The following is a 13,742-nucleotide window of genomic DNA, read 5'->3' as shown; positions in this document are numbered from 1 at the left end:
AAGTGGTATGACCATTTTTCCTTTAGTAGTGTATCGAACTTTTTTTCCGTTGTAAAGCGAAAAGGGCAACCTCATAAAATGCGAGATCGCCCTTTTCCATTATTATAGGTGATGCAAAGCTTTCGTCTTTAGCTGACGCTTACCGAAACGAACTTCAATTTGCCCTTCTGCTACGACGAGTTGACCGCTCGTTAACGTTTGACCTACGTGCGCAAATAGCTGTGGGAAAATGGTGCAGCTGATCGTGCCCGTTTCGTCCTCAAGTGTTACGAATGCCATTTGCTCGCCTTTTTTCGTGCGCAACAAACGAATATCCTCGATTGCGCCGACAACTTTGACGCATGCGCCATCTTGTATCGTTGTAATTTGTAGCATCGTTGTGCGTCCTTGCAAATTCTCTGGTGCAAGCTGCTCGACTGGATGTGCCGACACGTAAAAGCCGAGCGCTTCCTTTTCATGCTGTAGCACGTCCTTCATCGATAAAGGTGGTACTTTCGTATATTTTAAGCGCATGCTTGCGACATTTTCGTTTATCGGCGTTGCATCGTCTGGTCGATACAATGACGCATGCTGCATTGCTCCGTTCATCGTCGCAAGCAGCGTCGCACGATCATGCTCGAAATCATCGAATGCTCCAGCTTTAATAAGCGGCTCAATATGCTTTTGCGTAAAATGCTTCGCCGATAAATAAATCGCTAGCTCGTACATGCTCGTAAACGGCGTGCCCTTTTGTTTACGCACCGTCATAAGCTGTGCTAAAAATGGCTGCGGTACACCTTTGATCGCCGATAAACCGTAGCGAATTGCCTCGTTTTCAACCGTAAAAATACGCTGGCTTTTATGCAACGACGGCGGTAACACGACGATGCCGCGCTCCTTCGCTTCCTGTATATATTGATGCAAGCGCTCTTGATTGCCGATGCTGCTCGTACAAAGCGCCGCATAAAAGTTCGCTGGGAAGTTCGCCTTTAAATACGCTAAATAATACGAAATGTAGCTGTACGCCACCGCATGACTTTTCGGGAATCCGTAATCAGCAAAGCGCTCAATTAACGCATACACGTCACGCGCAGTCGCCTCGTCAAACCCTTTAGCGATCGCACCGCTCACGAACTTGCCGCGCTGCTCCTTTAATACCGTCTCGTTCTTTTTACTAATCGCACGGCGCAGTAAATCCGCCTCGCCGTACGTAAAGCCTGCCATCACCGCCGCAATTTTTAAAATTTGCTCTTGGTAAATGATGACGCCGTACGTTTCTTGTAAAATCGGACGTAGCGCCTCATGTGGCATGACGACCGCTTCCTCACCGTGCTTTCGTCTTGCATAGCTCGGAATGAAATCCATCGGGCCGGGACGATAGAGCGCGTTAACTGCCACGACGTCTAAAAAATGCGTCGGGCAAATTTGACGCAGCGCCTCTTTCATACCTGCTGATTCAAGTTGGAAAATACCGCTCGTATCGCCGCGCTGTAATAGTGCAAACGTCGCCTCGTTATGAAGTGGAATTTTCTCAAAATCGAGCATGCGCCCATGTGAATAATAAATCGAACGGCGAATCGTTTCTAAAATTGTTAAATTCCGCAAACCTAAAAAGTCTATCTTTAACAGCCCGACCGCTTCGACTTCCTGCATCGGCCATTGCGTTAAATAAACACCGTCATGCCCTTGCTCAACTGGAATGACGTCCACAAGCGGCTTCGGGCTTAGCACGACACCAGCTGCATGCGTCGACGCGTTACGCGGCAAACCTTCTAGCTCCTTTGCGACGGCGAACCATTGCTCATGACGCGGGCTCATATGAACGAGCTGCTGCAACGCCGGTGACTGCGCATACGCCTCGTCTAACGTCACACCGTTTTTATTCGGAATCGCTTTTGAAATCGCATCGAGCATATCTGGTGGAAAGTTAAACATGCGCGCAACGTCACGAGCGACCGCCTTCGCTGATAACGTACCGAACGTAATAATTTGTGCGACGTGCTGCGCGCCGTATTTTTGTGCGACGTATTGAATGACGTCGGTACGCTTCGTATCAACGAAATCAATATCAATGTCTGGCATCGTCACACGCTCTGGGTTTAAAAAGCGCTCAAACACTAGGTCGTATTGCAGCGGATCGACGTCGGTAATAAACGTCGTATACGCAACGAGCGAACTTGCCGATGAACCACGCCCAGGCCCTGTTAAAATGTTGTGCTCGCGTGCATAGCGCATAAAGTCTGCAACAATTAAAAAGTAATCGCTATAGTTCATTTGTGCGATGATACCGAGCTCGTAATTTAGTCGCTCGCTGTACGCATCAGTCGCCTCCGGTAAACGCTTCGCTAAACCGGCATACGCCAGCTCGCGAAGTGCCTCGTCCGCTTTGACACCGTCTGCAAGTGGATATTGTGGTAGCATAAGCGCTTTTTCTGGCATCGTCACGTGACAGCTTAGAAGCATCGCACTCGCTGCTTCTAGCCAATGCGGCACGTCACGAAATGCGTCATGCCATTGCTGCGCGGTCGGCATAAAATGCTCTGGCTGTGCGTACGTTTCTTCATCAATGAGCTTAATGCCTGTTTGAATCGCCTGCGCAACTGTATACGCAAAAAATTGCTCCGGCTGCACGTAACGATTTTCTTGTGTCGCAATAATCGGCATGCTTAGTGCCTCTGCTAATAATACGGTGCGCTCCTCAGTAATGTGGCGGACGCCGTTTGGTCGACTAATACCGATATACGTTTGTTGTGTATAAATCTGCTGAAACGCCTCAACTGTTTGCTGCTCAATAAAGCCTTCTGCGTACGGTATCATCGCAATCGTGCCATGCTGATACGCCTGCAGCCATTTGAGTGGCAACACATGATCTGCTCGCGTTGATACTGCACTTGAAATTTTCACAATCGCTTGATAGCCGTCATTCGCCTTCGCATATAACACAAGCGGCATAATAGTATCATCTACTGCTACGTCAACACGTAAGCCGACGACTGCGTGAATACTCGCTTGCTGCATCGAACGCCAAAAAGGCATTAGCCCGTATAGCGTCGAATTGACGATTGCACAAGCTTCTGCCTTTTGTTGCTGTAAAAATTGTACACATTGTTCAAGGCGAATTGTGCTTTGTAGTAAATCCGCACTCGTTCTCAGTTGTGGGTATGCCACCATACAAAACGCCTCCTATTGTTTTATTTTTATTTCAAAGTTATTGAGTAGACAGTCAACTGGCAAACGCGTATTGCGGCTCGCGTTTCTCGGGCTCGGCGACGAACACGATGTTGGTCATGAAGCACGAGCTTTTTCCCTAGAAGTCTCGCCGCACACGCACTGCCACTAACATGCGACGTGAAATCCATTTTGTTGCTCAAAACAATGGATTTCATCGTATAAAAAGGCTATTCAACACACTTATTGTTGTTTATAATCGCGTACAACTTCCTGTAAACGAGCGATGACGCGGTCTGCTTCTTCCCATGAATACGCTGTTGCACCTGAAGCGAGCGGATGCCCACCACCGTTAAATTCCTTCGCTAGCGTGTTAATGATTGGACCTTTTGAACGTAGGCGCACGCGAATGGATTCGCCCTCTTCAATGAAAATAACCCACGCTGTAATGCCTTTAACGTTGCCAAGTGAGCTTACAAGTAACGACGCCTCTGAAGCGGTCGCGTCAAACTGCGCTAACACTTCCTTTGATAAACGTACGTACGCAGCACCGAGCTCGTCAATTTCGAAGTTTTGGTATAAATAGCCTTGTAAATTGAGCAGCTTGCGATCCATTTCGTACATGCCGTTGAAAATTTCGTTACGGTCAAAGTTATACTCGACTAAGTCGCCTGCTGTGCGGAACGTTTTTAACGTCGTTGATGGGAACATGAAGCGTCCTGTGTCGCCAACGATACCTGAGAATAATAAGCTTGCTGAACGGTCGCTTAACACCCAGCCCTCTAGCTCACGCGCTGCTTCAAATAGCTCATAAATCATTTCGCTGCAAGAGCTTGACGTCGTATCAACCCACAGCATGTCGCCGTATTGATCGTCATTTGGATGATGATCGATTTTAATTAAAAAGTCGCCGTTCGTGTAACGTTGGTCGTCTACGCGGTCTGTATTCGCTGTATCCGTTACGATGACAAGCGCCCCCTTATACGTTTCATCATCCACCGTATCAGGTATTGCCATAAACGTTAATGAATCGTCGTGCTGTCCAACTGCGTATACATTTTTGTTTGGAAAGTTTGCTTGAATAAGCGTTTTTAAACCGTGCTGTGAACCGTATGCATCTGGGTCTGGACGAACGTGGCGGTGAATAATAATCGTATCGTATTGTTTGATTTTTTCGATAATTTGCTGCTTCATCTTTTTAGTTTCCTCCAAATTGCCTTTTTCTTCTAAAACTTATACAATGATAGTAATTCGCTCGAAGGAGGGCATGTATGTATTTTAATTTCATTTGTGTTTTCATTATCGTCGTTGCGCTTATGTTTTATTTATACAATAAAACGAAGCAGCTTCGCACACCTGCTGCTTTAGAAATTCGCCATAAATGGTATAAAGCAAAAGCGAACGTCTGCTTAGGCATTTTCATTTTGACGTTCGGTGTGAATCAGCTCGTGCTGTTTCCAGACTGGGTGACATACATCGTCGGCGGTATTTTTATCGCACTTGGCGCACTTGTTGCGTACGAAAATCGTAAGCGCGCGAAACATTACAGTGCGTTTGTCGCTGAAGAACGCCAGCTATATGAGCAAGCCCAATCATAAAAGAATGCGTGTGAAAGTCATTTCGGCTTTTCACACGCTTTTTTGTGACAAAAGAAGTGCAAGTGATCGCACCACTCGCACTCGTGTTCATTAGCGCTCTAATAGTTGGAACGTCATCATCGCTTTGCCGACAAGTGTTTGCTTGTTGTATACCTCAAAGTCCATTTTCACAAACTTACGTGACATGTCTAAAATGACTGGCTTTACTGTTAGTCGGCTCTCCATTTGCACAGGCTTAATGAAATAAATCGTTAAGTTTTCAGCGACCGCATCGCCACGCTTATGACGCTTTAACGCAAATGCCCCTGCCTCTGCAAGCAACGTCGTAAACGCGCCGTATGAAATGGCACCGTATTGGTTCGTCATTTGCGGCGTTACTTTAAACTCGACAAAAATATCGTCCTCACCAAGCACTTTCATTTCGTTTTTTACGATGTCGTCAATCGTCTCACCGTTATGTGGCTGACGCTGAGCAAGCTGAAGCGCCTTTAACACGTCTTGACGCGAAATAACGCCTTTTAACGTATTGTCTTCATCGACGATTGGCAGTAAATCGATGCCTTCCCAAATCATGCGATGCCCAGCCGATGCGACAGACGTTTTCATCGAGCCGGCAATCGGATTTTTCGTCATTACTTTATCGAGTGATTCGGTGCTCGCTTTGCCGATCACGTCCTTCACCGTTACCATGCCGACAAGCTTGTTGTTTTGCGTTACGACTGGGTATGCACCGTGCGTCGTCGCCTCGTTTTGCTCGTGGAAGTGACGCACCGTTTCATCTGCACGTAAAATCGACGTCTCCTCAAGCGGCACGTAAATGTCCTCAATAAGTAAAATGTCTTTTTTAATGAGCTGATCGTAAATCGCGCGGTTAATCATCGTCGCAACGGTAAACGTATCGTAGCTCGTTGAAATGATTGGCAGCTTAAGCTCATCGGCAAGACGCTTGTTATCCTCGGTCGTTTCAAAGCCGCCCGTTACTAAAATGGCAGCACCTGCTGTTAGTGCGAGCTGATGTGCTTTCACACGGTTGCCGACAATGAGTAAGCTTCCTGCATCCGTATAGCGCATCATATCGTCTAACTGCATCGCACCGATGACAAACTTCGTCAGCGTTTTATGCAAGCCGTCTCGTCCACCGAGCACTTGCCCATCGACAATGTTAACAATTTCTGCAAACGTTAAACGTTCGATATTTTCCTTTTTCTTCTTCTCAATACGAATTGTGCCGACACGTTCAATCGAGCTTACTAAACGGCTATTTTCTGCCTCTTTAATCGCGCGATATGCTGTGCCCTCACTTACTTGCATTTCCTTAGCAATTTGGCGCACCGAAATTTTCGTTCCAACCGGTAGCGATTCAATGTATTGTAAAATTTTCTCGTGTTTCGTAGACAATGTATTCACCTATCTTTCCATGTATCGTCATTCGTATAGTGTACCATAACATTTCGACAAAATATAGAAACAAGGTGATACAGTGATGGTGCTGTTACATTACACTATGCGTTTAGCTGTACTTGCCCGCCCGCTTGCAACACTTGAACTTTTGCGTCTTTTACGTGTGACACGAAATCGTTTACATCGACTTTAATCGGCGGGAATGTATCGTAATGAACTGGTACAGCAATCTTCGGCTTAATGAGTGATACAGCATGTGCTGCATCGACCGGATCCATCGTGAAATGCCCTCCAATTGGTAAAAATGCAACGTCAATTGGGTGACGGCGACCGATCAGCTCCATATCGCCAAACAATGCTGTATCGCCTGCATGATAAATCGTTAGCCCTTCTGCAAATAATAAAATACCTCCTGCTACACCCATGTAATGTACAACACCGTCTTCATCTGTGTATGATGAGCTATGGAATGCTTGCACAAATTTAACTTTCGCAAAGCCTAAGTCGTATGTGCCGCCTAGACCAAGTGGCACTGTATTTGTTACACCTTGCTTGCTTAAATAATCCGCCGCTTCTACTGGTGCAACGACAACTGCATCATTTTTCGCCGCAAGCGCTACCGTATCGCCTACGTGGTCGTTATGCCCGTGTGTTAATAAAATCACGTCTGGCTGCTCCGTATCTGCTGATAAATCCGTTAAGCTATTGCCTGTTAAAAACGGGTCAATTAAAATCGTTTTGTCTCCAATTTGTACTTTTACTACTGAATGTCCATGGTATGAGATGTTCATGTTTGTTCCTCCTTTGAAATAAGCTGTTCACTTTAATGCGTGAACTGAAAAAGCTAATTACTACTATTCGAGATGTTGAGCGTTTTTCCTTCATTTTTTTGTACATTGTGCAAAAAGAGCGTAATATAGACGATAACTTTCATTTACAGGAGGCGTTTTCATGAAGCCATTACAAAACATACAGCACTATTTAACACAGCACAACATCGACGCGGCGTTCATTACGACACCACATAACGTATTTTACACGTCTAACTTTGCGAGCAATCCACATGAACGTTTACTCGGCATTATGATTTTCCAGCAAGCGGAGCCTTTTTTAATTTGTCCGAAAATGGAAGTGCCTGATGTATATGCGGCAGGCTGGGCGTTCGAGGCAGTCGGGCATGAAGATACAGAAAATGCGTGGGACGTGCTAAAGAAAGCATGTGACGCACGCAATGTATCGCTACAAACGATCGCTATCGAGAAGGATCATTTAACAGTTTCACGCTTTGAGGCAATGCAGCAACGCTTTAATGCCGCATTTACCGAAATCGATACGACGCTTAGTAGCATGCGCGTCATTAAAAACGAAGAGGAGCTGCAAAAAATGCGCGAGGCGGCTAAGCTTGCTGATTACGCAATTGAAGTCGGCATCAATGCGTTACAGGAAGGACGGACTGAAATGGACGTCTTAAACATCATCGAATCCGCTGTAAAAGCGAAAGGCTATTCAATGAGCTTCGATACGATGGTGCTTGCCGGTGAAAAAACCGCTTCACCACACGGCACACCAGGCAATCGTCCAATTCGCCGCGGCGACATGATTTTATTTGATTTAGGCGTCGTGTATGAAGGGTACTGCTCAGATATTACACGTACGGTCGCATTCGGTGATGTAACGGACGCTCAAGCTAAGCTGTACGATGCAGTGCTGCGTGCAAACGAAGCGGCGATTGCGGCAGTGAAGCCAGGCGTCCGCGCGATGGAGCTGGACAAAATCGCGCGCGACATTATTGAAGAGGCAGGCTACGGGCGCTATTTCACGCACCGTCTCGGTCACGGTCTTGGCATTTCGATTCATGAGTTCCCTTCGATCAACGGCGCAAATGACTATGCGTTACAACGAGGCACTGTATTTACGATTGAGCCAGGCATTTATAAAGACGATGTCGCAGGTGTGCGCATTGAAGATGACGTCGTTGTGACAAAAGATGGCGTCGAAGTTTTAACGCACTACCCGAAAGCACTCCAAATCGTTCCATTCCGCTAAAAAATAAGGCGATTGACACACATTTGTCGATTGCCTTTTCTGTTTACACTATATATTTTGTATAAACTTATAAAATCAACAATCACATATCATTTTATTAACAAATAAATCGTTTTATTATTATAATAAAATTCATCAGATAAACAAAATCGTCTCTTTTTCTAACAATATCAACACACTACGCACAAATAACATTAGTTTTTCACAAATCAACACTTTCATTTATATGTATTTTTGTTATACTTAACGTATACATATTCAAGGGGGTAGTTGGGAAATGGCACTATCATATAACAACATCGTAGTAGCAGTAGACGGTTCAAAAGAAGCAAACTATGCATTTAAAAAGGCAAAAGAAATGGCGAAACGTCACGAAGCAGCTTTACACTTAGTAAACGTAATCGACACTCGTTCTTTCGCAGCAATCGAAGCATACGATCGTTCAGTAGCTGAGCGCGCGCAAGCACATTCTGAAGAACTATTAGCTGATTACAAAAAGCAAGCTGAAGAATACGGCATTACAGATGTTAAAGTTGTAATTGAGCACGGTTCTCCAAAAACAATCATTACACGCGAGTTATCGAACTTAACAGATGCAGACTTAATCGTTTGTGGTGCTACAGGTTTAAATGCAATCGAGCGTTTCTTAATCGGTTCAGTATCTGAAGCAATCGTACGTTCTGCAACTTGTGACGTATTAGTTGTTCGTACTCCAGAAAACTAATAAAAAAAAGGTGTGTCACCGTCAACTTGACGATGGCACACCTTTTTTACGTTATTTATTTTCTTTCCACATGCGCACTTTCTCAAAGAACATCGCAAGCGCTTCTTTATTTTGCATGTTCGGCACTTTCGCAAGCAATACTTCCTTAGGTGCACGCATCGTCGCTGATTTTTTTTGTAGCACTAAAATGCTCTTCTCATGCACGCGTGATGTGAATAAATTTTCAGGCAGCTGAATAACTGATTGAATCCATACGTGCTTCTTTAAATATTTGTGCAGTTGCTGTGCTTGCTCGGATTCAAACAACGTCGCTGGCACTAAGAAAAACATGTAGCCGCCCTCTTTTACGTAGTTCACCGACTGCTCGATAAATAAATGATGCGCATAGCTCATGCCTTCTGGTGCACATAGTTCATAATCAAGCGCCACTTCCTCGTTCGGATAATAGCCATACGGTACGTCGCATACGATCGCATCGGCTGGATCAATGAGTAAATCCTTCAGCGCATCTTGGTGGTGAAGCTCCACTGGCTGCTCGAGTAAATTTGCTGTCGCCGCCGCAAGCTGAATAAGTAACTCGTCCACTTCAACGCCCGTCGCCTCAATTTTCCCATCAAACGCATTCATAAGCGCATACAATAAATTGCCTGTACCGACTGCTAAATCCGTCACGTTTAATGACTGCCCCGCTTGTAGCTGCTCCTCAAATGACTGCTCGACAAAAAATGACAATAAAAAACCAAATGTGTCTGGTGTCATTTGATGGTTCGGCTGCGTACCTTCACGCATTCCTTTTAAAATGGCGATTTGAATCGCTTTACGAATTTCTTCCTTTGATAAGTTGTGTACATCGACGTGTAAATCGCCGTCTAACCATTTTTCAAGCGCTACGAGTAGCCCTTCTAAATATGTGCCCTCTGTTTCCTTTTGTGCCTCTGTATTTAAAATCGAAAATAATTGCTCGAAGTTTTCCATTTGAAACGTCCTTTCCATTGTCGCATTTGTTCATTATAACAACTGTACGAATGAATACAAAACAAAATTCACCACCTCAGTCAATGCCGAGATGGTGAATCGTTCGTGTGTTAGATTACATATATATAGACGGTGAATGTATTTTAGCATTTTGTTCGTCGGCTCTCCACATCGAGGCAGGCTTTCCGCGGGCGTGGCTTCGAGCCTCGTTCACATTCTAAATTTCAATCACCTTGTATATATGTTGATTAGCCAATGACTCGGCTGTTTGCTTCACGCGGCCAGCTACATTGCGTTCGCTATTCCAATTAAATATTGAAAATCTCGATACCACTGTGTAAAAAGGGCTAATCAACATAACACGTTTAAATTATACTAACGCTTTTACTGCTGCGATTGCCGCTTCGTAGTCTGGGTGGTTTGTCGCTTCTGATACATACTCAACATATGTAACGGTACCTTCAGCGTCTACAACGAAAATAGCACGTGCTAATAAACGTAATTCTTCGATTGCTACGCCGTAAGCTTGTCCGAATGAAAGGTCGCGGTGGTCAGAAACTGTTTGTACGTTTTCGATGCCAGCTGCTGCACACCAACGCTTTTGTGCGAATGGTAAGTCAACTGATACTGTTAAGATGACTACGTTTTCGCCTAGCTCTGCTGCTGCTTCGTTAAATTTACGTGTTTGTTGATCGCATACACCTGTGTCGATTGATGGAACAACTGAAATTAAACGTACTTTACCAGCTGAGTTTTCTAATGTTACTGGTGATAAGTCGTTTGCTAACACTGTGAAGTTTGGTGCTTTGTCGCCAACCTTTACTTCTGTGCCTAATAATGTAACTGGACCGTTTTTGAATGTAATGTTTGCCATGAATCATTCCGCCTCCTAAATTTGGGTTAGTTTCATCTTACTAAACATCGACGCGCTTATGCAACTAAAGCATAGTGAAAAGATGCGAAAACTTAAAACGAGGTGATAAAGAAGCATCGCCTCCTATCACCTCGTATCGTATTACATCGTCGGCTCAACCGGCTCATTTTTCCATACCGGTTGCTCCTCTTTTTCTTTACGTAAAAACGTACCTTCATGAATAACAACTGTATCTGCGATCAAATCATGCAAGCCTTTGTTGTTCGGTACAACGGCAACAAGCACGTAAAAAATGACTGTTTTCACACAGATGAAGCGACCGATCCATTCACGGAATACGACCGCACTCCACGTAAGCTCTCCACCATCATCAGCAATGACACGTAAACCGAAAATCATTTTGCCAACTGTTTGACCAAGATATTTCGTCATACATACGAAGTAGCCGTAAAAAATAATCGCTGAAATAATTGTAAACGGTGCATACCAAGCGTATTGTTCCGCCCTTGCATCGAGCAAGTAAAACACCGGTTTAATGACAATCGACGTTACCGCACCAATTACGAGCAAATCGATCATATATGCCCAAAAACGCATCCAAAAGCCTGCTGTTTTCGTTTCCATCACCATTTCCTTCGCTTGCGGACGCGGTGCTAATAAAATGTCCTCTGGTGTTTGTGGCTGTGGCAATTGCTGTTCATCATGAAATTCAGACATGCTCGCTCGCCCCCTTATTCACCGTATAAATACATCGCACGCGGCGCTTCGTAGTCAGATAATAGCTTGTTTAACACACGCTCTTCTGCTGATGGACCAAAGAACTCTGCTGCTTTTGCAGACATTAATACACTCCACGTTGCATCTGCGTAACCGTATTCAAATACTTCTGCTTTTTCTAAATCAAAATCTTTACGCAATGCTTGTAACGCCGCTTCCTCATCACCGATTGCATCGACTAAACCATTTTCTACAGCTTGCTTCGCTGTGTAAATACGGCCGTCGCCAATTTGACGCACTTCTGCATCTGTCATGCCACGACCTGCTGCGATAACGTTAACGAACTCGTCGTACGCCTCATCAACAAGCGTTTGCATAATCGCACGCTCTTCATTGCTCATCGGACGCGTCGAACTCATAATGTCTTTGTACGGACCTGATTTTAACGTTTCAAAGACGATGCCGTAATCTTCTGCTAGCTGACCGTAGTTAATGCCTTGCATAATGACCCCGATTGAACCTGTCCACGTTTCAGAATATGCATAAATTTTGTCCGCTGGGGCCGCTATGTAATACCCACCTGATGCCGCCATCGAACCCATTGACACGTAAATTGGCATATCACGCGCTTCTTTTAATTCGATAATCGCATCATATAATTGACGTGATTCATACACGCCGCCACCTGGTGTATCTACTTGTAATAACACACCTTTTACTGTCTCATCCTCTTGAATTGCTGCAAGTTGATTTAATACAAATTGGTGGTCGTACTCAATTTCTGTAAATAATGAGCCACTGCCAACGTCTTGAATTGTGCCATTTACTTTCACAACTGCAATACGCTCTTCCATATTCCCCTCTTCTAGCATCACTTCATTTGCTGCAAGCGACGAACCGAGCAACTCATTTGGATCAAATATCGCATCCCAATCTGTTGATGCAATGCTTACTAATGAGTTCATACCAATTGAAATAGCGAATAACACTACTGCTCCAACAAGCGCTAACCATCGTTTAATGTTCATAAATTCACTCCTTTAGCCGTTTCTACGTTCTAGTGTAACAAAAAGTTTCACTGCGCGTCGTTTTTTTCTGTAGCCGATGCAAAATTTATACTAAAAAGACACGCGTGTTAATTAGCCATTCAACCGGCATTTCACGTATTGCGGCTCGCGGTGCTCCTGCGATGACTCGTCGCACATCAATTCCTAAAGCTCGGAGGCGAACACGATGTTTGTTCTGAAGGTGTGGCATTCACCACCTTCCTCAAGCTCTGCGTCGCGCTTTACGGGATATTTCGTTCTGTAAGGAGTCTCGCCGCACGCTTTATGCTACTAAAAACAAGCCATTCAGCTGCATAAACACGGCGTATCAACAAACTTGCTAAAAAGAAGCAGCCTGACACGTCACGTTTATGATGTCGCGCACAAAAAAGCTGTGCTAAACGTCGCCACCGACGATTAACACAGCTACTTTTATTATGCTTGTACTTTTTTAAATTCTTGCTGACGTAGCTCTACGCGACGAATTTTACCTGAAGCTGTTTTCGGTAGCTCGTCGATAAATTCAACAGCTCGTGGATATTTGTACGGCGCTGTTACATCTTTTACGTGCTGCTGTAGCTCTTTAATTAGCTCGTCGCTCGCATTTTCTGGCTCGCGTAGCACGATGAATGCTTTTACGATATGTCCGCGAATTTCGTCTGGGCTCGCGACAACGGCACATTCACGTACAGCTGGGTGCTTTGTTAACGCATCCTCTACTTCAAAAGGTCCGATTGTGTAGCCTGATGAAATGATAATGTCATCGCCACGTCCTTCAAACCAGAAGTAGCCGTCCTCATCTTTCGTTGCGCGGTCACCTGTAATATACCACTCGCCGCGGAATTGCATGCTCGTACGCTCTGGGTCTTTTAAGTAACCTTTGTATAACGCTGGCGTTGAAACGTGCACGGCAATGTCGCCTACTTCACCTGGTTGCACTGGTTCACCGTCTTCGTTAATGACTTCAACATAGTTGCCTGGTGTCGGTTTACCCATTGATCCTGGGCGCGGCTCCATGCCAACCATCGTCCCAACGAGTAACGTATTTTCCGTTTGCCCGTAGCCATCACGCACTTGTAAGTTGAAATGCTTTAAAAACACTTCGATTACTTCACGATTTAACGGCTCACCCGCTGATACAGCTTGGCGTAAGTTTGTTAAGTTATACTTATCTATATAGACGGTGAAAGAAAATTAGAGTTTCAAACAAAGTC

The 13,742-nt window shown here is 44.8% G+C and carries 11 protein-coding genes and 1 pseudogene; 3 read left to right on the top strand and 9 right to left on the bottom strand.

What is annotated here, in order from left to right:
* Window positions 1-102: 102 nt before the first annotated feature.
* Entirely contained in the window at window positions 103-3,150 is a 3,048-nt protein-coding gene (gene dnaE / locus A6K76_RS02860; RefSeq protein ID WP_066461897.1) for a DNA polymerase III subunit alpha, read from the bottom strand.
* Window positions 3,151-3,390: 240 nt separating this feature from the next.
* On the bottom strand, window positions 3,391-4,341 hold the full coding sequence (locus A6K76_RS02855; RefSeq protein ID WP_066461895.1) for a DHH family phosphoesterase: 951 nt from the start codon (window positions 4,339-4,341) through the stop codon (window positions 3,391-3,393).
* Between the two features lie 77 nt (window positions 4,342-4,418).
* Here A6K76_RS02855 and A6K76_RS02850 point away from each other — a divergent pair, with 77 nt between their 5' ends.
* On the top strand, window positions 4,419-4,745 hold the full coding sequence (locus A6K76_RS02850; protein WP_066461893.1) for a YtpI family protein: 327 nt from the start codon (window positions 4,419-4,421) through the stop codon (window positions 4,743-4,745).
* A 90-nt stretch (window positions 4,746-4,835) separates the two neighbouring features.
* Here A6K76_RS02850 and A6K76_RS02845 read toward each other — a convergent pair whose 3' ends face one another.
* Window positions 4,836-6,143, bottom strand: coding sequence for a DRTGG domain-containing protein (locus tag A6K76_RS02845; RefSeq protein WP_066461889.1), 1,308 nt, complete (start codon window positions 6,141-6,143; stop codon window positions 4,836-4,838).
* A gap of 104 nt (window positions 6,144-6,247) precedes the next feature.
* A complete protein-coding gene (locus A6K76_RS02840; protein ID WP_066461888.1) occupies window positions 6,248-6,937 on the bottom strand; it encodes a metal-dependent hydrolase in 690 nt (229 codons plus the stop codon).
* A 160-nt stretch (window positions 6,938-7,097) separates the two neighbouring features.
* Here A6K76_RS02840 and A6K76_RS02835 point away from each other — a divergent pair, with 160 nt between their 5' ends.
* Both A6K76_RS02835 and A6K76_RS02830 read left to right on the top strand, forming a co-directional pair.
* Window positions 7,098-8,192, top strand: coding sequence for a M24 family metallopeptidase (locus A6K76_RS02835; protein WP_066461887.1), 1,095 nt, complete (start codon window positions 7,098-7,100; stop codon window positions 8,190-8,192).
* Window positions 8,193-8,469: 277 nt separating this feature from the next.
* Entirely contained in the window at window positions 8,470-8,916 is a 447-nt protein-coding gene (locus A6K76_RS02830; RefSeq protein WP_066461886.1) for a universal stress protein, read from the top strand.
* Between the two features lie 51 nt (window positions 8,917-8,967).
* Here A6K76_RS02830 and A6K76_RS02825 read toward each other — a convergent pair whose 3' ends face one another.
* The 5 genes and pseudogenes from A6K76_RS02825 to A6K76_RS02805 all read right to left on the bottom strand — a co-directional run.
* A complete protein-coding gene (locus tag A6K76_RS02825) occupies window positions 8,968-9,891 on the bottom strand; it encodes a class I SAM-dependent methyltransferase (protein ID WP_066461885.1) in 924 nt (307 codons plus the stop codon).
* Window positions 9,892-10,261: 370 nt separating this feature from the next.
* Window positions 10,262-10,765, bottom strand: a complete 504-nt coding sequence (tpx, locus tag A6K76_RS02820) for a thiol peroxidase (protein WP_066461884.1) — start codon at window positions 10,763-10,765, stop codon at window positions 10,262-10,264.
* A gap of 141 nt (window positions 10,766-10,906) precedes the next feature.
* The gene (locus tag A6K76_RS02815; RefSeq protein ID WP_066461883.1) at window positions 10,907-11,482 is read right to left on the bottom strand and encodes an RDD family protein; all 576 of its coding nucleotides are present in this window, start codon (window positions 11,480-11,482) and stop codon (window positions 10,907-10,909) included.
* A gap of 14 nt (window positions 11,483-11,496) precedes the next feature.
* Entirely contained in the window at window positions 11,497-12,510 is a 1,014-nt protein-coding gene (gene sppA, locus A6K76_RS02810) for a signal peptide peptidase SppA (RefSeq protein WP_066461882.1), read from the bottom strand.
* Window positions 12,511-12,963: 453 nt separating this feature from the next.
* A pseudogene (locus A6K76_RS02805) lies at window positions 12,964-13,704 on the bottom strand (AMP-binding enzyme); the annotation flags it as partial.
* Window positions 13,705-13,742: the final 38 nt, after the last annotated feature.

Origin of the sequence: Caryophanon latum, assembly GCF_001700325.1 — a bacterium.
Lineage (GTDB): Bacteria > Bacillota > Bacilli > Bacillales_A > Planococcaceae > Caryophanon > Caryophanon latum.
This window is presented reverse-complemented; position numbering and strand designations above follow the sequence as displayed.